21 protein-coding genes are annotated in these 20,604 nt (G+C 71.0%); 12 read left to right on the forward strand and 9 right to left on the reverse strand.

All coding sequences use genetic code 11. The annotated features are described in order from the left end of the window. Positions 1-56 precede the first annotated feature (56 nt). On the reverse strand, positions 57-1,841 hold the full coding sequence (locus J7E96_RS26110) for an ABC transporter ATP-binding protein (protein WP_215134437.1): 1,785 nt from the start codon (positions 1,839-1,841) through the stop codon (positions 57-59). Positions 1,842-1,882: 41 nt separating this feature from the next. Continuing rightward, positions 1,883-3,580: an ABC transporter ATP-binding protein gene (locus tag J7E96_RS26115; protein WP_215134439.1), complete on the reverse strand. Its 1,698-nt coding sequence runs from the start codon at positions 3,578-3,580 to the stop codon at positions 1,883-1,885. Positions 3,581-3,855: 275 nt separating this feature from the next. On the opposite strand from J7E96_RS26115, the gene J7E96_RS26120 reads away from it, so the two are divergent. The 6 genes from J7E96_RS26120 to J7E96_RS26145 all read left to right on the forward strand — a co-directional run bounded on the left by J7E96_RS26120 (position 3,856) and on the right by J7E96_RS26145 (position 9,271). Then, complete coding sequence (locus J7E96_RS26120; RefSeq protein ID WP_308296145.1) at positions 3,856-4,875, forward strand: iron chelate uptake ABC transporter family permease subunit; 1,020 nt, start codon at positions 3,856-3,858, stop codon at positions 4,873-4,875. Between the two features lie 116 nt (positions 4,876-4,991). Then, the gene (locus tag J7E96_RS26125; protein WP_308296146.1) at positions 4,992-5,960 is read left to right on the forward strand and encodes an iron chelate uptake ABC transporter family permease subunit; all 969 of its coding nucleotides are present in this window, start codon (positions 4,992-4,994) and stop codon (positions 5,958-5,960) included. Beyond that, positions 5,957-6,802, forward strand: a complete 846-nt coding sequence (locus J7E96_RS26130; protein WP_215134443.1) for an ABC transporter ATP-binding protein — start codon at positions 5,957-5,959, stop codon at positions 6,800-6,802. The genes J7E96_RS26125 and J7E96_RS26130 overlap by 4 nt, the downstream gene beginning before the upstream one ends. An 18-nt stretch (positions 6,803-6,820) precedes the next feature. Beyond that, a complete protein-coding gene (locus tag J7E96_RS26135; RefSeq protein WP_215134445.1) occupies positions 6,821-8,398 on the forward strand; it encodes an amidohydrolase in 1,578 nt (525 codons plus the stop codon). Continuing rightward, on the forward strand, positions 8,395-8,628 hold the full coding sequence (locus J7E96_RS26140; RefSeq protein WP_215134447.1) for a hypothetical protein: 234 nt from the start codon (positions 8,395-8,397) through the stop codon (positions 8,626-8,628). The genes J7E96_RS26135 and J7E96_RS26140 overlap by 4 nt, the downstream gene beginning before the upstream one ends. Positions 8,629-8,746: 118 nt before the next feature. Beyond that, positions 8,747-9,271 (forward strand): GNAT family N-acetyltransferase, encoded by a 525-nt coding sequence (locus tag J7E96_RS26145; RefSeq protein WP_215134449.1) that lies wholly within the window; start codon positions 8,747-8,749, stop codon positions 9,269-9,271. Positions 9,272-9,350: 79 nt separating this feature from the next. Here the strand turns inward: J7E96_RS26145 and J7E96_RS26150 are convergent, their stop codons facing one another. The 7 genes from J7E96_RS26150 to J7E96_RS26180 form a co-directional block, all read right to left on the reverse strand. Further along, a complete protein-coding gene (locus J7E96_RS26150; protein WP_215134450.1) occupies positions 9,351-10,535 on the reverse strand; it encodes an acetylornithine transaminase in 1,185 nt (394 codons plus the stop codon). After that, complete coding sequence (gene argB / locus J7E96_RS26155) at positions 10,532-11,383, reverse strand: acetylglutamate kinase (RefSeq protein WP_215134452.1); 852 nt, start codon at positions 11,381-11,383, stop codon at positions 10,532-10,534. Before argB ends, J7E96_RS26150 begins: the two co-directional genes overlap by 4 nt. Continuing rightward, positions 11,380-12,534 carry a bifunctional glutamate N-acetyltransferase/amino-acid acetyltransferase ArgJ gene (gene argJ, locus J7E96_RS26160; RefSeq protein ID WP_215134454.1) on the reverse strand — a complete coding sequence of 385 codons (1,155 nt, stop codon included), beginning with the start codon at positions 12,532-12,534 and terminating at the stop codon, positions 11,380-11,382. Before argJ ends, argB begins: the two co-directional genes overlap by 4 nt. Further along, positions 12,531-13,577 (reverse strand): N-acetyl-gamma-glutamyl-phosphate reductase, encoded by a 1,047-nt coding sequence (argC, locus tag J7E96_RS26165; protein ID WP_215134456.1) that lies wholly within the window; start codon positions 13,575-13,577, stop codon positions 12,531-12,533. The genes argJ and argC overlap by 4 nt, the downstream gene beginning before the upstream one ends. A gap of 67 nt (positions 13,578-13,644) precedes the next feature. Continuing rightward, a complete protein-coding gene (locus tag J7E96_RS26170; protein WP_215134458.1) occupies positions 13,645-14,301 on the reverse strand; it encodes an isochorismatase family protein in 657 nt (218 codons plus the stop codon). A gap of 131 nt (positions 14,302-14,432) precedes the next feature. Further along, positions 14,433-14,840, reverse strand: coding sequence for a cold-shock protein (locus J7E96_RS26175; protein WP_215134522.1), 408 nt, complete (start codon positions 14,838-14,840; stop codon positions 14,433-14,435). 142 nt (positions 14,841-14,982) lie between these two features. Continuing rightward, complete coding sequence (locus tag J7E96_RS26180) at positions 14,983-15,840, reverse strand: metallophosphoesterase (protein WP_215134460.1); 858 nt, start codon at positions 15,838-15,840, stop codon at positions 14,983-14,985. Between the two features lie 228 nt (positions 15,841-16,068). Between J7E96_RS26180 and J7E96_RS26185 the strand changes: the two genes are divergently transcribed. From J7E96_RS26185 to mmuM, 6 genes are all read left to right on the forward strand, one after another. Beyond that, positions 16,069-16,455, forward strand: coding sequence for a cell division protein SepF (locus J7E96_RS26185; RefSeq protein WP_215134462.1), 387 nt, complete (start codon positions 16,069-16,071; stop codon positions 16,453-16,455). Positions 16,456-16,510: 55 nt separating this feature from the next. Next, the gene (locus J7E96_RS26190) at positions 16,511-17,677 is read left to right on the forward strand and encodes an AAA family ATPase (RefSeq protein WP_215134464.1); all 1,167 of its coding nucleotides are present in this window, start codon (positions 16,511-16,513) and stop codon (positions 17,675-17,677) included. Next, a complete protein-coding gene (locus J7E96_RS26195; protein WP_215134466.1) occupies positions 17,674-18,024 on the forward strand; it encodes a nucleotide pyrophosphohydrolase in 351 nt (116 codons plus the stop codon). Before J7E96_RS26190 ends, J7E96_RS26195 begins: the two co-directional genes overlap by 4 nt. Before the next feature lie 138 nt (positions 18,025-18,162). Beyond that, complete coding sequence (locus tag J7E96_RS26200) at positions 18,163-18,690, forward strand: DUF6099 family protein (protein ID WP_215134468.1); 528 nt, start codon at positions 18,163-18,165, stop codon at positions 18,688-18,690. Between the two features lie 40 nt (positions 18,691-18,730). Further along, positions 18,731-19,654, forward strand: a complete 924-nt coding sequence (locus tag J7E96_RS26205) for an LLM class F420-dependent oxidoreductase (RefSeq protein WP_215134470.1) — start codon at positions 18,731-18,733, stop codon at positions 19,652-19,654. Positions 19,655-19,684: 30 nt separating this feature from the next. Beyond that, a complete protein-coding gene (gene mmuM / locus J7E96_RS26210; protein ID WP_215134472.1) occupies positions 19,685-20,602 on the forward strand; it encodes a homocysteine S-methyltransferase in 918 nt (305 codons plus the stop codon). Positions 20,603-20,604: the final 2 nt, after the last annotated feature.

Raw genomic sequence — 20,604 nt, forward strand, 5'->3', positions numbered from 1 at the left:
GTGTAAGGCCCGCCGGGATACCCGGCGGGCCTTACACAAGCCTGGTGCGGCGGCGCTCACGCCTCCGACGGCTGCCGCCGCGTGTCCGACCACGCCGCCCACAGCGCCGCATAGCGCCCACCCGCCGCCACCAACTCCGCGTGCGTACCCGTCTCGACGACCCTCCCCTGGTCGAGCACGACAACCCGGTCCGCCGTCGCCGCCTGCGGCAACCGGTGGGCCACCATCAGGCCCGTACGCCCCTCCAGCGCCTGAAGCGCAGCCATCTCCAGCACCCGCGCCCCCGCGCTCCCCGCGTCCGCCGTCGCCTCGTCCAGGATCGCGACCGGCGGGTCGGCGAGGACGAGGCGGGCCAGGGCCAGATGCTGGGCCTGGGTCACCGTCAGCCGGTGGCCGCCCTCGCCGACCACCGTGTCCAGCCCGTCGGACAGCGCCTCCACCCAGTCCAGCGCACTGACCTTGGCGAGCGCGGCCCGCAGTTCCTCGTCGGTGGACTCCGGCCGGGCGAGCCGCAGGTCCTCGGACAGCGGCCCGGCGAACACGTGGACTTCCTGACTGATCAGCGTCACCGCCCGCCGCATGCCGGCGGGTCCGAGCTCCTGGGTATCCACACCACCCAGGGTGATGACCCCCTCGGACGGCTGGTGGATGCCGGCGATCAGCTTCGCCAGCGTGGTCTTGCCTGCCCCACTCGCGCCGACCAGCGCCACCCGCTCCCCGCTGCGCACCTCCAGGTCCACCTCGCGCAGTACGGGATGCCCGGACACGTACGCATGGCTGAGCGCCGAGACCTTGACGGAACCGTCCACCGGCACGGAGGGCTGGTCCGGCTCCCGCTCGCCCGGCAGATTCGACACGCCGACCAGCCGAGCCAGGCTGGCGCCGGCGGACTGCGCCTCGTCGATGAGGAAGAGAGCGGCGTTCACGGGATTGAACAGGCTGTGGAAGTACAGAGCCGCCGCGGTCGCCGTGCCGATGCTCACGGAACCATTGCCGACCAGGAAGAACCCGGTGACCAGGACCGACGTCAGACCGACGAACTCGGCGAGGTTGAGCCGCGAGAAGAACCCGGAAACGAGCCGGATGGCGCGCAGGGCGAGGCTGACGGATTCCTGCGACCGCTGTTCCAGCAGCTCCGCGTGCCGGTCGTTCAGCCGGAACGCGCGCACGGTCCGGACGCCGCCGAAGCTGTCGAGGAGCTGGTGCTGGAGGGCGCCGGTGGCCACCCCGTGCTGGGCGTACAGGGGGGTGGCGCGCGGCATGTACCACCGCACGGTGAGGACGTGGATCGGCATGGCCACCAGGACGGCGGGAAGGAAGCGCCAGTCCAGCACGGTGAGGCCGACCAGCGTCAGCGCGATCGTGAGCAGGGCACCGGCGAACTCGGGCAGCGCCTGGCGTACCGCCTTCGCTATCCGGGTCACATCGCCGGTCACCCGGGAGGTCAGATCGCCCGAACCGGCCTCTTCCACGCGTTCGAGCGGAAGTCGCAGCGCCCGCTCGATGAACCGCTCACGCAGGCTCGCGAGTACGGTCTCGCCGAGCCGGGCGACGAGCGACGTGCCGATAGCGGTCGCGACGCCCCTGGCCACCGCCACCGCGAGGAGGAGGACCATCGGCACCACCAGCGCCCCGGCGCCCCGCTGCTCGACGACCAGGTCGACGATGCGGCCGAGCAGCGGGGCGGTCAGCAGACCGATGCCCGTTCCGACGACCAGTACGGTCACGGCGGACACCGTCAGCAACCGGTGACGGCGCAGCAACGTGCCGACGACGGCGAGCGTCTGGGCGCCGGTGGCGATCGGCAGGAGTTCGCGTTCCGGCGCGCTGGTTTCGCTCATCGTCCGTCCTTCGTCGTTCGCGCGTTCTGTATGGGCGGACGTCACGTCAGTACCACCGAGCGGTACGCCGCGTCCGTGGCCACAAGCTCCGGATGGCGGCCGTCCGCCGTCACGGCGCCGTCGTCGAGCACCACGACGCGATCCGTCACGGCGAGCAGAGCGGGGCTGGTGGTGACCAGGATCGTGGTGCGGCCACGGCGCAGTTCCCGCAGGCGGGCGGCGATCCGGGACTCGGTGACCGTGTCGACGGCGGTGGTCGGGTCGTGGACGACCAGCACCGGGTGATCCGCGGCGAGCGCCCGCGCCAGCGCGACCCGCTGTCGCTGCCCGCCGGACAGCGACCGGCCGCGCTCGGTGAGCATGGTGTCGACGCCCTGGGGCAGGGCGCGTGCGACGTCGTCCGCCGCCGAGGCCTTCAGCGCCGGCTCAACATCCGCCGTACCGCCGTCCGTTCCGGCCAGTACGTTGTCGAGCAGGCTGCTCTCGAACAGCGCCGCGTCGTGATGCGCGACCAGGATCATGCTGCGTACGCCGTCGGGGTCGAGCCCGGCCAGAGACACGCCGTCGAGCTCGATCGTCCCTTCGGCGGGGTCGATTTCCCGGCCCAGGCACAGCAACAGGTCGGCTGCGGCCGCCGGGTCCTTGGCGACGACGCCGACCAGACTTCCGGGGCCGATGTCGAGGTCGACCCCGCGCAGCGCACCGTGCGTGACGCCGCGCAGCCGGAGCCGCCCGGCGACCTGGTCGGGCAGCGCGTCCGACCCCGCTGTCACGGCGGGGGCCGACGCCAGCACCTCCGCGATACGGTCGGCGGACGCGCGGCCCTGGGCGAATTCGCCATTGACGTACGTGAGGAGCTGGAACGGCCCCAGCAGGAACTGTGCGAGTCCGACCGCCGCCACCAGCTCGCCGACGCTGATCGATCCGCGCATCGCCAGATGCGCGCCGACCAGCCCGATGACGGCGATGAAGATCCCGGTCAGGGCCAGGATCGCGCCGTCGTGCCAGGCGCGGCTCCCGGCGGCCCGCAGTGCGGCCGCCAGCGAGTCCTGGCTGGTACGCCGGTACCGGGACACCGCGGCCTGTTCGGCGCCGATGCCCTTGAGTACGCGCAGTCCCGCGACCAGGTCGGCGGCGACACCGGAGGCGTGCGCGGCGCGTTCCTGCTCGACCTCGCTGCGCCGTTCGAGGGGTTGGCTGATGCGGTGACCGAGCCACAGCAGGGGCGGGATGCCGAGCAGTACGAGCAGCCCGAGCGGCACCGAGATCCGCAGCAGTACCACCGCGCTGATGACCAGTCCGGCGACCGCCGATATCCCGTAGGGCAGCGCGGCCGCGACCGCGCCCACCCGCGCGGCGTCACCGGTGGCGATGGAGGTCAGCTCGCCCGGGAGCCGGCCCGCGTCCGCGCCGCCGCTCGGGTTGAGCACCCTGGCGCCGAGATCGAGCCGCAGCCGGTGCGCGGCGCGTTCGCCGGCCCCGTCGGTGATCCTCGCGGAGGTGCGGTAGCACGTGGACAGGACGAAGAAGAGTACGGCGAGTACCACCAGCCAGCGCAGCAGGGCGCTGGAGGAACCGGTCGCGACCGCTTCGTCGATGATCAGGCCGATGACGACGGGGACCATCGCCTCGCACCCCTGGTGGGCCATGCCGAGCAGCGATGCCCCGGCGACTTGACGACGCTGGCCCCTGATCGCCCTCCGGAGGACTTGGCCCCCCGTCGGTCCTCCATCGAGCATGCGGTACCTCCGCGAAGACGGTCGAATAGTTAGGTAAGGCTACTCTAATCAGCGTTCCGGCCAAGGGGTCGGGGTAGCCGCCGCCCGGGCGCCGTACTGGCGGGATATGCCCGCTCGTTGACCGTGCGGAGCAGTTCGGTTAGGCTCACCTAAGTCACTGCTTGTTGTGCGTACGTGACATCTTTTCGCGTGATGCGCACTCTGCCGCCGGGGGGTAGGTCTTGTTGTCGGTCGAGGCGCAGGCGGCATCCGACAGCGTTGCCGACGACCCACCCGTGTCCCCGAACCGCCGGGCCGCAGCGACGGCACTGCGCGGCCTGGGACTGCTCGTGGCCCTCGGCGCGCTGCTCCTGATAGCCCTGCTCGGGGTGTGGATGGGCACCAAAGACATCCCGTTCACCTCGACGTGGAACGTGCTGTGGCACAACGACGGGTCGGACACCGCCGTCATCATCCACGACTACCGGATACCCCGGACCCTGCTCGGCCTCCTGGTGGGCATCGCGCTGGGACTCTCGGGCGCGCTGATGCAGGCGCTGACCCGCAATCCGCTGGCCGACCCCGGTCTGCTCGGCGTGAGCCTGGGTGCCTCGACCGGCGTGGTCGTGGCCATCGCGTTCCTGGGTGTGGGATCGGCCCTCGGCTATGTGTGGTTCGCCTTCCTCGGTGCGGCTCTCGCATCCGTCGTGGTCTACGTGCTCGGCTCGTCCGGCCGGACACTGGCGACCCCCGACCGGCTGGTTGTCGCGGGAGCGGCGGTCACAGCGGTGCTGTTCGCCTTCAACTCAGCCGTACTGCTGCTCAACCCGCGGGCGTTCGACCAGTTCCGGTTCTGGACGGTGGGTGCGCTCGCCGGCCGTAACTTCGAGATCGTGTACGTCACGCTGCCCTTCGTCGTGGTGGGCCTCGTGATCGCCCTCGGGCTCGCCCCCTCCCTCAACGCGCTCGCCATGGGCGACCAGTTGGGACGCGCCCTCGGGGTCAACGTCGGCCGGACCCGCGTACTCGGCGTCGTCGCGGTGATGCTGCTGTGCGGCGCCGCCACCGCCGCGGCCGGGCCGATCAGCTTCGTCGGGCTCGCGGTGCCGCACGTGGCGCGCCTCCTGGTCGGCCCCGACCAGCGGTGGGTGCTGGCGTACTCAATGGTCCTCGCGCCGATCCTGCTGATCGGCGCGGACGTCGTCGGCCGCGTTCTGGGCGCTCCCGGAGAGCTCCAAGTCGGCATCATCACCGCGTTTCTCGGTGCACCGCTGTTCATCGCGCTGTGCCGCCGTCGAAAGCTGGCCATGCTGTGAGCACTGTCCGGGAGGCCGGGACCTCCGCCACCGACACGACCCGTGTGGTCAGCGGTCGGGTCATCCGTACCCGGAGCGGGCGTCTGTCTCTGCGAGTTCAGGGGCGCGCAGTCGCTGTGACGGTGGTGCTGCTGGTCGCGCTCACCACGGTCATGGGGATCGCCCTCACCACCGGGGACTTCGAGCTGTCGATTGCCGAGGTGCTCCAGGCCCTGGCCGGCAAGGGCTCGGGAGGCGCGGACTTCATCGTCAACACGCTGCGCATGCCACGACTGCTCACCGCGCTGTGTGTCGGAGCGGCGCTGGCGGTCAGCGGCGCGATCCTGCAGAGCCTGACCGGCAACTCGCTCGGCAGCCCGGACATCATCGGCTTCACGAGCGGGTCGGCGACCGGAGCACTGGTCGTCATCGTCGTGCTCCACGGAAGCATGACCGAGATCGCGTTCGGGGCACTGATCGGCGGGCTGGCCACGGCCGCCGCGATGTACCTGCTGGTCTTCAGCGGCGGCCTGCAGGGATTTCGGCTCGTCGTCATCGGCATCGGCGTGAGCGCCCTGCTGCTCGCCGTCAACTCCTACCTCATCACCCGGGCGAGCTGGCAGGAGGCGCTGGAGGCCCAGGCATGGCTGATCGGCAGCCTCGGCAACAGGGGCTGGGACCACGCGCTCGCCATCGTCATCGCCGTCGCGATCCTGCTACCGGCCGCTTTCTTCCTCGCCCGCCGACTGTCCATGGTGGAAATGGGCGACGACACGGCGAAGGCACTCGGCGTCGACGTGGCGCGCAGCCGACTTCTCCTGCTCGGGATCAGCGTCGCGCTGGCCGCGTTCGCCACCGCGGTGACCGGTCCCATCTGGTTCATCGCACTCGCTGCCCCGCAGCTCGCCCGGAGGCTGACCCGGTCGTCCGGCCCCGCACTCGTCCCGGCCGCCCTGATGGGCGCCGTACTGCTGGCCGGGAGCGATCTCGCGGTGCAGCGGATCTTCTCACCCGCTCTCCTCCCGGTGGGTACGGCGACCGGCACCATCGGTGGGTTGTATCTCATCTGGCTGCTGGTCACAGAATCGCGAAAGAGCCGCGCATGACAGGAACGATGTCCCCGACGGCCCGGCTGCGCGCCGAGGACCTGACGCTCTCCTACGATCAGCGGACCGTGGCCACCTCCCTCGGTGTCGTCATCCCCGACCACTCCTTCACGGTGATCGTCGGCCCGAACGCCTGCGGCAAGTCCACCCTGCTCAAGGCGCTGGCCCGGATGCTCAGGCCCAAGGCGGGAGAGGTGTATCTCGACGGGGCCGCCATCTCGTCGTACCGCTCCCGCGAAGTCGCGCGCAGGCTCGGCCTGCTCCCGCAGTCGTCGACCGCGCCGGGCGGCATCACCGTGGGAGACCTGGTGGCCCGCGGCCGCTATCCGCACCAGCGGATGCTCAAGCAGTGGTCCGCGGAGGACGAGTCCGCGGTCGCCGAGGCGATGCGGCAGACCGGCGTACTCGAACTCGCCGACCGCCCGGTCGACGACCTCTCCGGCGGTCAGCGACAACGCGTGTGGCTGTCCATGGTGCTGGCGCAGCAGACGTCGATCCTGCTGCTGGACGAACCGACCACCTTCCTCGACATCGCACACCAGGTCGAGGTGCTGAACCTGTGCGCCGATCTGCATGAGCGCAAGGGCCACACCATCGTCGCGGTGCTGCACGACCTCAACCAGGCCTGCCGCTACGCCACCCACCTGGTGGTGATGAGGGCCGGCGGCACGGTCGCCGCCGAAGGCGACCCGGCGACGGTCATGACCGCCGAGCTGATCGAGGACGTGTTCGGCCTGCCCTGCCGGATCATCGACGACCCCGAAACCGGCACGCCGCTCATGGTGCCCACGGCCCGCAAGCGCCCTGCCATGGCAGGCGAAGCGCTCGCGGATTCACCATAGAGACGGGACTGACTGCCCATGCTCTGTACGCGGCTGACGAACGCCCACTTCATCACCATGGACCCGGACCACCCCGTCGCCCACGACCTGGGCATCTGGCGCGGCCGGATCGTGGGCCTGGACGACGCGGTGACCTCACTGCCCGCCCGCGAGGTGATCGACCTCCAGGGCGCGGCCGTGCTGCCCGGGTTCATCGACAGCCATGTACACCTGGCATGGACGGGGCTGAAGGCCACCACCCCGAGCGTCGCACCCTGCGAGCGGGTCGAGGACGTACTCGCGGTCGTGGAAGAGGCCGTCTCCCGGAAGACTTCCCCCGGCGCCTGGGTGGACATCGCCGGGTACGACCAGCGGGCCCTCGGACGCCATCTGACCGCTGCCGAGCTGGACCGGGTCAGCCACGGGCGCAAGGTGTTCCTGATGCACGACTCGGGACACGCCTGCGTGGTCAACAGTGCCGTCCTGGACCTGCTGCCCGCCCATGTCCGCCACGAGGACGGCTACCTCGCCGAGAGCGCCATGGGCGCCGCACGGAAGCTTCGACCGCCCTACTCCCAGGACGAGTTGGCGGACGCGATCGCGCACGCCGGGCGGATCTGTCGCTCGGAGGGAGTGACGGCCTGCGCCGAGGCGGGCATCGGTGGCGCTCTGTTCGGCCACAGCCCGGTCGAGCTGGCCGCCTATCAGCTGGTGCGGGAGCAGGGCCGACTGCCGCTGCGGGTACAACTCATGGTCGCCGCGGACACGCTGCACCCGGTCGGCTCGCCCGAAGGCGGCGGCATACCCCGCGGCCTCGACCTCGGCCTGCGCACCGGGTTCGGCGACGACTGGCTGTCTGTAGGCGCGCTCAAGCTATGGACCGACGGCGGCATGATGGCCCGCACCGCCGCACTGAGCAGCCCGTACCACGGCATGGAACACGCCGGGGAGCTCCAGGACGATCCCGAACTCCTCACGGACACCATCGTCGACGGCCATCTCGCCGGGTGGCAGCTCGCCGTCCACGCCATCGGCGACCGCGCGGCCGACGTCGCGCTGGACGCACTGGAACGGGCACAGACCATCCGGCCCCGCCCGGAGGCGCGGCACCGCATCGAACACGCGGGGCTGATCCGGCCGGACCAGCTTCCGCGCTTCGCGCGACTCGGTGCGATCGCCGTGGTCCAGCCTAATTTTCTGCGGTACTTCGGCGACGACTACGCGTCGATCATGGGCGAGGACAGGGCGCCCTGGCTGTACCGGGGCAAGGGGTTCCTGGACCACGGCATCACGCTGGTGGGCAGTTCGGACCGTCCCGTCACGGACGGATCGCCGCTGCGGGCCATTCAGTTCATGGTCGAGCGCGCCTCTGCGTCGGGCCAGGTCATCGGCCCGGACGAGGGCATCACGGTCGACGAGGCCCTGCGCTCGTACACCGTCGGTGGAGCCTTCGCCTGTCACTGGGACGACAGCGCGGGCAGCCTCACCCCCGGAAAGCGTGCCGATCTGGTCGTACTGGGAGACGACCCACGGCGCGTCAGCACCTCACGCATTGGTGACATCGAAGTGGTCGCGACGTTCGTCGACGGCCGTGAGAGCGAAAAGGCGGCGCTATGAGCACGAAGTTGGCAGTCATCGAGCGGTACGCGTACCTGTGGCAGGCGTCCTCGTACCGGCATCAGTGGGTCATCTGGAACACCGCTGCGGAGACCATGGTCTTCGACACGCAGATCAACTGCCCCGTGGACATCGCCGGGGAGGCGACCCTGCGCGAGGTCCTGCGCAGAATGCGCGAGGCCGGCGTACCGGAGACCTTCGACTATCCCGGCCGCCCTTGCGCCGCGTAGGGCGTGCACGTTTTGGCTGAGGGCTTAGGTGAGGCTACCCTTACTTCATCTGGTGTCCCAGGTGCTGCGGTGGCTCAGCTGCCTCCGTGCACGGGTGGGACCGAAGGAAGGGAAACCCTTGATCACGGCCGCCCCGCGCCTCGGCACACTGTCGTCACGCACCATCCTGCCTGCCCCGCTGCCGGTACGATCCGCGCTCCGCGGAGATGCGGCGTCCCTTGCGGCCCTTTCCCGGCCGTTCGTACGCTCTGGCGCGCTGCGTGAGCGCTCCCCTTCCCTCTACGCCTCGGACGCTTCCGACTTCCTCGTCGTGGAGTCCAACGACGGCACCCTCGACGGCTGTCTGGGCCTGCGAGTACACCCCGCCGACCCGGCAGGCGGCCGCGGGCCCACGGGCGTCCTCTACAACTTCTGCGTCGCGCCGCGCAGGCAGGGCTGTGGACTGGGGGGTCAGCTCCTGCGTGCGGCGCTCGCCAAGGCGACGGCCCATTCGCTGGATGCCCTCTTCACCGCGACGACCGGTGGCGGCGACCTCTTCCTCCGGTACGGTTTCGCGCCCGCCCGCGCCGGTCTCGCGCCGAAGGCGTGGGCGAACTCCTTGGACCCGCGCCGTAATTCGCGGGTACTCGCCCGCGTGCTTTGAGGAGCGGGGTCTGGGGGCGGAGCCCCAGTACGGCCTGCGGGACCAGCCCTGCTCTGCCGCCACGACACGTGGCGCCCGCTCAGGCGTCGAGGATGCCCGGCAGCGCCGCGATCAGCTCATCCACCTGCGTCGCACCGACGGTCAGCGCCGGAGCCAGCCGCACCGTCGTGGGGCCGGTGGCGTTGACGAGGAAGCCGGCGTCCTGCGCCGCCTTTTGTACGCGCGGTGCGACCGGTTCGGTGAGGACGACCCCGAGCAGCAGCCCCGCCCCCCGGACATGGCTCACCAGGGGATGCTTCACCCCCTCGACGCCGCAGCGCAGCCGCTCACCCACGCGCGCCACGTGGGCGAGAAGCCCCTCGCGCTCGATCGTCTCCAGTACGGCGATCCCGGCCGCGCATGCCACCGGGTTGCCGCCGAAGGTCGAGCCGTGCTGGCCCGGCGCCAGCAGGTCGGCCGCCGCGCCGAACGCCACCGTGGCGCCGATCGGCAGGCCCCCGCCCAGCCCCTTGGCCAGAGTCACCACATCGGGGTCCGCACCCTCCATCGCCTGATGGGCGAACCACCGACCCGTACGACCGATCCCGGTCTGGACCTCGTCGAGCACCAGCAGCGTGCCGGTGGACCGGGTGATCTCACGGGCCGCCCGCAGGTATCCCTCGGGAGCCGGCAGCACGCCGGCCTCGCCCTGTACCGGTTCGAGGAAGACGGCCGCCGTCTCCTCCGTGACCGCCGCCCGCAGCGCCGTCACGTCACCGAACGGCACATGGGACACCTCACCGGGCAGCGGCAGGAACGGTTCGCGCTTCGCCGGTTGCCCGGTGAGGGCGAGCGCGCCCATGGTGCGGCCGTGAAAGCCACCCTGGGTCGCGACCAGACGCGGCCGCCCCGTCCGACGGGCGATCTTGAACGCCGCTTCGACCGCTTCCGTCCCGGAGTTGGCGAAGAACACCCGCCCCGGCCTCCCCATCAGCCGCACCAGCCGTTCGGCTAGCGCGACCGCGGGCACGGATACGTACAGATTGGAGACGTGCCCCAGCCTGGCGACCTGGTCGCTCACAGCCGACACCACGGCAGGGTGGGCGTGCCCCAGCGTGTTCACGGCGATCCCGCCGGTGAAGTCGACGTACGCGCGCCCGGACTCGTCCCACACCGTGCTGCCCTCGCCCCTGACCAGAGCAAGGGGCGGCGTACCGTAGTTGTCCATCATCACGGCACGCCAGCGATCCGTGAGGACCGGGCGGCGCGCTGTCCCGGCGCTCATGCGCCGCCCTCCTCGTCCGGAACCACGGTGGTGCCGCAGTGGCCGTCGCCGCCGAACACTCCCCGCAGCGAGTGCGGCACCCGGCCGTCCAGCACGTGTGCCATGGGCACGCCGGCCCGGGCGGCCCGCAGACACCCCTCCATCTTGGGGAGCATCCCGCCCGCCAGCTCCGGCAGCAGTTTCTCCAGCTCATCCGCCGTCAGGCGGTCGATCACCTCGGTGTCGTGCGGCCAGTTGGCGTACAGACCCTCGACATCGGTGAGCATGACCAGCTTCTCCGCGTCGAGGGCCACGGCCATGGCCGCCGCCGCGAGATCGGCGTTGACGTTGTAGACCTGTCCGTCGGCGCCCCGGGCCACGGGGGAGACCACCGGGATACGGCCCTGCTCCAGCAGGGTCCGCACGGTGTCCGGGTTCACGTCGACGATGTCGCCGACCAGGCCGATGTCCACCGGCTCGCCGTCGACCCAGGCCGGTCGCCGCACGGCCGTCATGGTGTGCGCGTCCTCGCCCGACATCCCCACCGCGAACGGCCCGTGACTGTTGATGAGTCCGACCAATTCCCGCTGGACCTTGCCCGTGAGCACCATCCGGACCACGTCCATGATCTCGGGCGTGGTCACCCGCAGGCCCGCCTCGAAGCGGACCTTCAGATCCAACCGGTCGAGCAGCGCACTGATCTGCGGCCCGCCGCCGTGTACGACGACAGGGCGCAGCCCCGCGTGCCACAGCTCCAGCACATCCTGGGCGAACGTCCGCTTCAGGTCCTCGTCCACCATGGCGTTGCCGCCGAACTTGATCACGACCGTCCGGCCCTGGAACTCCTCCAGCCAGGGGTGGGCGCTCATGAGCTGTACGCGCTGTTCTCGTGGACGTACTCGGCGGTGAGGTCATTGGTCCAGATCACCGCCGACTCGGCACCGGAGCGCAGGTCGATCGTGACCGTGATCCGACGCCCCGCCAGGTCGACCTTGTCGCGGGATTCGCCCGCCGCGCCGTCCCGACATACCCAGACGCCGTTGATGGCCACATCCAGGCGGTCCGGGTCGAAGACCGCTGACGTCGTACCGATCGCCGACAGCACGCGTCCCCAGTTCGGGTCCTCCCCGTGCAGCGCGCACTTGAGCAGGTTGTTCCTGGCCACCGAGCGGCCCACCGTCACGGCGTCCTCCTCCGACGCCGCGCCGACGACCTCCACCTCGATCTCCTTCGAGGCGCCCTCCGCGTCCGCGACCAACTGCCGTGCCAGGTCCAGACAGACCGCGTGCACGGCCTCGGCGAAGGCGTCTGGGACCGGTGTAACCCCGGAAGCGCCCGACGCCAGCAGCAGCACTGTGTCGTTGGTGGACATGCAGCCGTCCGAGTCCACCCGGTCGAAGGTGGTACGGACAGCCTCCCGCAGCGCCGAATCGAGACCCGCCGACGTCACATCGGCGTCCGTCGTGAGCACCACCAGCATGGTGGCGAGACCGGGCGCGAGCATGCCCGCGCCCTTAGCCATACCGCCCACCGTCCAGCCCTCCGGTCCGGAGACCACCGCCGTCTTGTGCACCGAATCCGTCGTCCTGATCGCGACGGCCGCCTCCACACCCCGCTCGGGCGACAGCCGCTCGGCGGCAGCGTCGATTCCCGCCGTGACCCTGTCCATCGGCAGCGGGACGCCGATGAGTCCGGTGGAACACACCGCGATCTCGTCCGGATCCACTCCCACGGCCCGCGCCGTGTGCTCGGCCATCACGCGCGCGTCCGCGGCGCCCGCCGGTCCCGTACACGCGTTGGCGCCACCGGAGTTGAGTACGACGCCGCATACCCGGCCATCGGCCAGCACCCGCCGCGACCAGCGGACGGGAGCGGCCTGGACCCGGTTGGAGGTGAACACACCGGCAGCCGCGCGTGACGGGCCGAGGTTGACCACCAGGGCCAGGTCGGGATCACCGGACTCCTTGAGCCCGGCGGCCACACCGCTCGCGAGGAATCCCTGTGCAGCGGTTACGGTCACGGAGCCACTCCATTCGTGGGCAGGCCCAGCCCTTCCGGCAGGCCGAGGGCGACATTCATGCTCTGCACCGCGCCACCGGCGGTGCCCTTCGTCAGGTTGTCGATCGCGCTCACGGAGATCAGGCGACCGGTCTGCTCGTCCACCGCCACCTGCACCTGCGTGGTGTTGGAGCCGAGTACGGCGGCGGTCGACGGCCACTGCCCGGACGGCAGCAGCCGCACGAACGGCTCGTCGGCGTAGGCGGCTTCGTACGCGGCCCGGACTTTCGCCCGGGCTTCGCGAAGTCCGGTACCGGCCTCCGGGCGCAGGCGCGCCGAGCAGGTGGCGAGGATGCCCCGGGGCATCGGAGCCAGCGTCGGCGTGAACGACACGGCCACTCGCTCGCCCGCCACCCGCGACAGGTTCTGCGTCAGCTCCGGCGTGTGCCGGTGGCCGCCTCCGACTCCGTACGGGCTCATCGAGCCCATCACTTCGGAGCCGAGCAGATGAGGCTTGGCGGCACGCCCTGCACCGGAGGCCCCGCTCGCCGCGACGATCACTGCCTCCGGTTCCACCAGGCCCGCGGCGAAGGCCGGGTACAGCGCCAGGGTCACCGCCGTCGGATAGCAACCGGGTACGGCCACCCGCGTCGCGCCTTTCAGCTCTTCTCGTACGCCGGGGAGCTCGGGCAGCCCGTAGGGCCAGGTGCCGGCATGAGCCGAGCCGTAGAACCGCTCCCAGTCGACGGGGTCGCGAAGCCGGAAGTCAGCGCCGCAGTCGACGATCAGCGTTTCGGCGTCCAACTGCTCCGCGAGCGCCGCCGACTGGCCGTGCGGCAGGGCCAGGAACACCACGTCATGGCCGCTGAGCGAGGCGGCCGAGGTCTCCACGAGTACCCGGTCCGCGAGGGCGGCCAGGTGGGGCTGTACCTCTCCGAGCGTGCGGCCCGCGCTGCTGTGCGCGGCGACCATCCCGATCTCCACGCCGGGATGGGACACCAGCAGGCGCAGGACCTCCCCTCCGGCATAGCCGCTCGCTCCGGCCACCGCGACCCGTACCGTCATGTTCTTCGTCTCTCTTCGTGCCTGCCCGGCGCCCGCCCGATTCCCGGGCCCGGCTTCTGGTTGACCGTCATGCACCGTGTGCCGCCCTGCCGATCAGGAGGTCGCGCAGCAGTCCGTCGGTGGTGGACACGACTCCACTGCGCGCGGCCCACCGCAGTGCCATGGAGTGTTCCTCGGCCGAGAAATCGGCCACCGCGTCAGCGACGACGAAGGGCTGGATGTCGTTCATGAAGGCGTCGGCCGCCGTCAGCAGTACGCCGAGATGTGCGTACACGCCACAGATGATCAACTGGTCGCGGCCCGTGGAGCGCAGCAGCCTGCCGAGATGGCTGCGGAGGAAGGCGTTGTGACGCACGTTGGCCAGCAGATGCTCGCCGGGCCGGGGGGTGAGCGCCGGGACGATCGCGGCGGCGTCGGGTTCATGGCCGATACCGGGCCCCCAGATGTCGGCCAGCAGCCCGCGCTGGCCGGGGGGCTGACCGGCCGGTTCGGCGCTGAATACGACCGGCATGCCGAGCGTGCCCGCGAGTTCGCGCAGGGCGGCGATGTTGTCGACGAGCTCCACCACGGGGGAGCGGCCTGCCGGAAACGTCCGGACGAAGTGGTTCTGCATGTCATGGACCAACAACGCGGCCCGTGCCGGATCGATCGTCCAGGGAACGCACGACGGAGGGATCGAGGAGCGGTCGGGCATGGGGTAGGAGCCGATGGCCGGCAAGCCCATGGGCAATCTCCTCCCTGATGACATGCCCGCCCAGTCGGGCCACGGGCGCGGTTCGCTGCCCGATGTCGGGAGACTTAGCTTAGCCTAACCTAAGCGTCGATGGGTGGCCTGGCCTGCCCTGGCCTGCTCCGTCAGCCCTCGATCCAGCCATGGCCCTTCGCGAACTTCGCAAGGCCTGCGCGCACGGCGAGGATCTGCTCGCCGGTGAGCGAGGGTGCGGTCCGCAACAGCACCTCGGTCACCTCCCTGAGGTGCTCGTTCGCGCTGAGCACATCGCACATCGCGTCAGTGTCGGCCGCCGGCAACGCGGGCGGCGTCAGCGGCTCGCCATCGGCTCCCCGCGCGAGCCTTACGCCGGACGCCTTGGGGCCGCGGTCCCCCTCGTCGAGCTCGAACTCGACGGCCAGGCCCGAGCGTACGATCGCCTCGGGGATCAGCATGTCGTTCACGTGCAGGAACACATCCTCGCCACCGCCCTCCGGAGCGATGAACCCGTACCCCCGGGCGCCGTCGAAACGCACCACACGACCTGTAACCACCACGGCAACCCCCAACCAGAACGGGCCCCTTGCCCGGAAACCTGAATCAGAGCGTAGTCGGTCGCCCGGACAGCTGATCAGGGAAATCGAGGCAACGCCGCAGTCGTTCGCAGCCGCACCCCGGCTCAGCGGCGCCCTCCGGCTACCTCCGGTCCGGCGCCGCGGCCGGCAGGATCCGGCGGGGCGGCACGGTGCGCCGGTGGCCGGGCCTGCGCCACTCGCGCGGGTAGCCGACCGAGACCTCTTCGAAGGGGACCCCGTCGTAAACGGTCGACCGGGGGATGTGCAGATGTCCGTACACCATCGCCGCGACATTGAACCGCCGGTGCCAGTCGGCGGTCCGTTCCGTACCGCACCACAGGGCGAATTCGGGGTGGTGCAGCACGTCCATCGGCTCACGTACCAGCGGATAGTGGTTGACCAGCACCATGGGTGTCGCCGGATCCAGCGCGGCCAGCCGCACCTCGGTCTCCTTCACCCTGCTCTCGCACCACGCCTGCCGGCTCTCGTACGGATCGGGGTGCAGCAGGAACTCGTCCGTGCACACCACGCCCTTGTCGTACGCGGCCGCCAGGGCCTCCTCCCTGCTGAGCCCGGGGCCGGTGCGGAAGGTGTAGTCGTACAGGAGGAAGAGCGGGGCCACGGTCACCGGCCCCTGCGGGCCGGGCCAGACCGGATAGGTGTCCTCGGGCGTGACGACCCCCAGGCCTCGGCAGAGCTCCACCAGATGCTGGTAGCGCTCGACGCCGCGCAGCTGGAGCGGGTCCTCGCGCGGCGTCCACAGCTCGTGGTTGCCGGGAGCCCAGATGACCTTGGCGAAGTTCTTGGCGAGGGTGCGCAGCGCCCAGTCGATGTCGTACGACTTCTCACCGACGTCTCCCGCAACGAGGAGCCAGTCGTCGTCGGACTCCGGGCGGAGGTCGGCGACGATCCTGCGGTTCTCCTTGTAGGCGATGTGGAGGTCGCTGATGGCCAGAAGACTTCCGGGCGCGTGTGCCACCTGCTCTTCCTCTCTTCGCGTCTTTGCACAAGGGGCAACCCCCGGCGCACACTAACCTGTTCCTTCTTGTTTCCTTGTGTGCGCGGCGCGGCTCGAAGGGGTCCTCGCGTACACGACTGTCGTCGTCATTCTTCCGCGCACCATCCCGTCCGTGTCGCTGTTGGGCCGAACGGGTGAGGCGCGGGAGGATGGCCGGATGCAGACACAGCACGTGAGCGGGGTGGTCCGGTGAGCAGGTACGACGTCACCGATGAACAGTGGGCCGGGCTCGCTCAAGTCGTGCCACTGCGCAGCAGGAACGAGTGGCCTTCCAGAGTCGATCACCGCGCGATGCCGGAGGAGGAGGCCGCCCAGCAGCGGCGGATGATCGTGCTGCGCGTGCAGGTGTTCTCCGACGCGCGTGAGGTGGCGGAGTACCTGATCGCGCAGGTACCGGTACTCCTGGACCTGACCGCGGCCGACACCGATGTGGCCAAACGCATCCTTGACTTCAGCAGCGGTGTGGTCTTCGGGCTCGGCAGCGGCATGCACAGGGTCGACCGGAACGTCTTCCTGCTGTCGCCGGCCGACATGGAGGTCGAGGGGGCCGAGGCGGCCGCGGTCCCTCAATCGTAGGAAGGTCCCTCAGGCGTAACGGTTCGTCAGCCGAGGCGGTGCATACGGTCCGGCCATGACTGTGCCTTCGCCGGGGACGCGCCCCGGACCTCCGGCCGACGACCGTGGCGTCCCCACGGTCACCGAACTGCGGCTCTCGGCCTTCAGATCGCACCGCGGCGCGGTCTTCCCGCTCGGCCCGGTGACCCTGTTCGCGGGGGCCAGTGGCAGCGGCAAGTCGAGCGTCCTGGAGGTGTACGACGCGCTGGCCCGGCTCGGCGGGGGCGCTGAGCTGGGCGCGGTGTTCCGGGACCCGGTGGGGTGCGTGCCGGAGCGGGCGGGGCCGGACGCCGAGGGGCGGCGGGGGTTCAGGATCGGCTGCACCGTCGAAGGGCCCGCCGGTCCCGTACGCCTCGATCTCGCCGTACAGGCCGAACCCGAGCTGCGCATCGTCGGCGAGCGGCTGACCTGCGACGGGCAGACGCTGCTGGCGACGGCGCTGCGCGATCCGGGGCGCAGCACCGTCCAGGCGGCCTGGTACACGGCCGGCACGGCGCCGGTGACGCGGGCGCCACTGCCCGACGACCTGCTGGGTACGGCGCTGCTGCCGCTGCGGGTGGCGGGCAAGACGGCGGGGCAGCTGCGCGTACTGGCGGCCGCCGAGCAGGTGGTTCTCGCGCTGCGTTCGGTGTTCGCGTGCGATCCGCAGCCCTCGCGCATGCGGGAGCCGGTGGCGCTGGGCGATGCCCGGCTGCTGCGCGGCTGCGACAACCTCGCGGAGGTGCTGCGGCGTACGCACCACCAGTGCGCGAAGCGTCATGCGCGGCTGGCGGCGATGGTGCGGTCGGGGTGCGCGGGCCCGGTGGAGGCGCTGACCGTGGAGGAGCTCGCGGACGGGAGGGTACGGGCCATGGTGGGCCGGGGCGGGCCGTGGGCCACGCCGGTCGGGCGGCTCGGGGACGGCGAACTGAGGTATCTGGCGCTCGCGCTGGTGCTGCTGACCGGTCCGGGGGTGCTGGCCATGGACACCGTCGCCGAAGTGCCCGCGGCGATGCAGGCGCTGACGGTCCTCGCGGACGGTTTCGACCGGTCCCTGGACGGGCGGCAGACGCGGGACCTGGTGGCGCTGGCGGCATCGGTCTGCGGCGAGGGGCACATCCGGCTGGTGGGAACGCTCACGGACGCCTCGGCGCCGTACGCGCGCGGGGTGGACGGCGTGGCGGTGGTAGACCTGGGCCCGTGACTGAACTTGATGTGGCGGGACTGCAACGGCGGCTGGCGGACTTCGCGGCGGCCCGGGGATGGGAGCCGTACCACACGCCGAAGAACCTGGCCGTGGCGCTGAGCGTGGAGGCGTCCGAACTGGTGGAGATCTTCCAGTGGCTGACGCCCGAGGAGTCGGCGCGGGTGATGGAGGATCCGCGGACCGCGCACCGGGTGGTGGACGAGGTCGCCGATGTCCTCGCGTACCTGCTGCAGTTCAGTGAGGTGCTCGGGATCGATGTGCTGGCGGCTCTGGCGGCCAAGATCGACCGGAACGAGCTGCGCTTTCCGGTGCCGGAAAACAAGGATCGTCACTCTGCGGAGTGATGGATATATCCAAAACCGCTTTTCTGTCCACAGATTTCGCCATAGCCCTGGCTTTCCGGGCCCCTGACCCTCACTCTGGGTAGTGGGTAGGAGACGGTGCGCGAAAGACGCGGGCCATGGTATGGACGGGGGCGGCGCATGGACGCGGTGAGGCTCATCGGGCAGAGCCGGCACGCACTCGCGAAGAGCCGGGCGGCACGGGACATCCTGGCGGAGGCCTGGCAGGCGCAGGCGCTGACCCAGGCGATCGGCGGACAGCTGGTGCTGGACGGGCCGGCGGAGCTGAGAGGTGAGGCGCGCGGGCTCAGCGAGACAGGAGGACGGGGCTGCGGGGTGCTCGACATCCCGGCGCTGTGGGCGGGCGGGGTGGACGACGCCGGGGGACCGCCCCCGGACGCCCGTCCGCGTGCCGCGCAGCTGTCCCAAGTGTCGGACGCGCGAGCGGCGTTGATCGGGTTGAGCGGACTTCTCGGGGAGGTGGGAATCGCGCTCGTCGGGGTCGCGTGCGCCACCGACGAGGAGGGGCTCTACTGGCAGTGCATCGAGGGCATCGACGCCGCCGACGAGTCGAGCGACCGGGTGCGCGGGATATTACGCCGGCTCACGGTGCGGGAGCAGGACAGACGTCGCAGCGCTGCCCGCGACTCGGCGACGGAGCCGTTATGACCGTGGGGTTGACGGCAGTCCAGCGGTGCAGGATGGAGGCATGGATCTTCGAATCTTCACGGAGCCCCAGCAAGGGGCGAGCTACGACACCCTGCTCACCGTCGCCAAGGCCGCCGAGGACCTGGGCTTCGACGCCTTCTATCGCTCCGACCACTATCTGCGCATGGGGTCGGGCGACGGCCTGCCCGGGCCGACCGACGCCTGGATCACACTGGCCGGGCTCGCCCGCGAGACCAAGCGGATCCGGCTCGGCACGCTGATGACCGCGGGCACCTTCCGGCTGCCGGGCGTGCTGGCCATCCAGGTGGCGCAGGTCGACCAGATGTCGGGCGGCCGGGTGGAACTGGGGCTGGGGGCAGGCTGGTTCGAGGAGGAGCACCGGGCGTACGGGATCCCGTTCCCGAAGGAGAGGTTCGGTCGGCTCGAGGAGCAGCTGGCCATCGTCACCGGGCTGTGGGCGACGGAGACTGGCAAGACGTTCAGCTACGACGGGACGTACTACCAGCTGACGGACTCACCGGCGCTGCCCAAGCCCGCGCAGGCCAAGGTGCCGGTGCTGGTCGGCGGGCACGGCGTGAGCCGCACGCCGCGGCTGGCCGCGCGGTACGCCGACGAGTTCAACATCCCGTTCGCTTCGCTGGAGGACAGCGAGCGGCAGTTCGGGCGGGTCAGGGCGGCGGCGCAGAAGGCCGGGCGCAAGGCGGACGACCTGGTCTACTCCAACGCGTTGGTGGCATGCGTGGGTAAGGACGACGCGGAGGTGGCGCGCCGGGCGGCGGCCATCGGGCGGGATGTGGCGGAGCTGAAGGCGAACGGGCTGGCGGGCTCGCCGGCCGAGGTGGTCGACAAGATCGGCCAGTACGCCGCGATCGGCGCGTCGCGGGTCTACCTCCAGATCCTGGACCTGGACGATCTCGAACACCTGGAGCTGATCTCCTCGCAGGTCCAGTCCCAGCTGAGCTGAGGCGTGTCCGACGAGTAAAGGAGTCGTGCCGTGAAGCCCGTCCGTCCACTTGCCGCCGCACTCGGAGCCGGGGCCCGGGGGGCCGTTGTCCTTGACGGCGGTCTGTCCAACCAGCTGGAGGCACAGGGCTGCGATCTGTCCGACGCGCTCTGGTCGGCGCGGCTGCTCGCCGACGGGCCGCAGCAGATCGCGGCGGCGCACGCGGCGTACGTGCGGGCGGGCGCACAGGTGCTGATCACCTCCAGCTACCAGGCGACGTTCGAGGGCTTCGCGCGGCGGGGGCTCGGCCCTGGCAAGGCCGCGGAGCTGCTGGCGCGCAGTGTCGAACTGGCGCGTGCGGCGGGGGAGTCCGTGGACCGGGAGGTCTGGGTGGCCGCCTCGGTCGGGCCGTACGGGGCGATGCTCGCCGACGGCAGCGAGTACCGGGGACGGTACGGGCTCTCGGTGCGCGAGCTGGAGCACTTCCACCGGCCGCGCGTCGAAGCGCTCGTCGCGGCGGCCCCCGATGTGCTGGCGCTGGAGACGGTGCCCGACACCGACGAGGCCGAGGCGCTGTTGCGGGCCGTCGAGGGGTCCGGGACGCCGGTCTGGCTCTCGTACAGCATCGCGGGCGGACGGACCAGGGCCGGCCAGCCGCTGGACGCGGCCTTCGCGCTCGCGGCGGGGAACGACCAGGTGATCGCCGTGGGGATCAACTGCTGCGAGCCGCGCGACGCGGACGCGGCGGTGGAGGTCGCGGCCTCGGTGACCGGGAAACCGGTCGTCGTGTACCCGAACAGCGGTGAGCGGTGGGACGCGGAGGAGAGGCGGTGGAGCGGCGGGGGCACGTACGACCCGGCGCGGGTGCGAGAGTGGCGGGCGTCCGGGGCCCGGCTGGTGGGCGGTTGCTGCCGGGTCGGGCCCGCGGAGATCGCGGAGCTGGCCCGGCTGGTCGCACCGGACGCTTGAAC

The organism is Streptomyces sp. ISL-96, from assembly GCF_018614035.1.
In the GTDB taxonomy this organism is placed as follows: domain Bacteria; phylum Actinomycetota; class Actinomycetes; order Streptomycetales; family Streptomycetaceae; genus Streptomyces.

Excerpts from the sequence above, each read along its gene's own strand:
- J7E96_RS26130 (WP_215134443.1), top strand. The coding sequence starts at position 5,957 with ATGACAGGAACGATGTCCCCGACGGCCCGGCTGCGCGCCGAGGACCTG.
- J7E96_RS26135 (WP_215134445.1), top strand. The coding sequence starts at position 6,821 with ATGCTCTGTACGCGGCTGACGAACGCCCACTTCATCACCATGGACCCG.
- argC (WP_215134456.1), bottom strand. The coding sequence starts at position 13,577 with ATGACGGTACGGGTCGCGGTGGCCGGAGCGAGCGGCTATGCCGGAGGG.
- J7E96_RS26205 (WP_215134470.1), top strand. The coding sequence starts at position 18,731 with ATGGATCTTCGAATCTTCACGGAGCCCCAGCAAGGGGCGAGCTACGAC.
- J7E96_RS26190 (WP_215134464.1), top strand. The coding sequence starts at position 16,511 with ATGACTGTGCCTTCGCCGGGGACGCGCCCCGGACCTCCGGCCGACGAC.
- J7E96_RS26200 (WP_215134468.1), top strand. The coding sequence starts at position 18,163 with ATGGACGCGGTGAGGCTCATCGGGCAGAGCCGGCACGCACTCGCGAAG.
- J7E96_RS26140 (WP_215134447.1), top strand. The coding sequence starts at position 8,395 with ATGAGCACGAAGTTGGCAGTCATCGAGCGGTACGCGTACCTGTGGCAG.
- argB (WP_215134452.1), bottom strand. The coding sequence starts at position 11,383 with ATGAGCGCCCACCCCTGGCTGGAGGAGTTCCAGGGCCGGACGGTCGTG.
- J7E96_RS26170 (WP_215134458.1), bottom strand. The coding sequence starts at position 14,301 with ATGGGCTTGCCGGCCATCGGCTCCTACCCCATGCCCGACCGCTCCTCG.
- J7E96_RS26110 (WP_215134437.1), bottom strand. The coding sequence starts at position 1,841 with ATGAGCGAAACCAGCGCGCCGGAACGCGAACTCCTGCCGATCGCCACC.
- J7E96_RS26150 (WP_215134450.1), bottom strand. The coding sequence starts at position 10,535 with ATGAGCGCCGGGACAGCGCGCCGCCCGGTCCTCACGGATCGCTGGCGT.
- J7E96_RS26115 (WP_215134439.1), bottom strand. The coding sequence starts at position 3,580 with ATGCTCGATGGAGGACCGACGGGGGGCCAAGTCCTCCGGAGGGCGATC.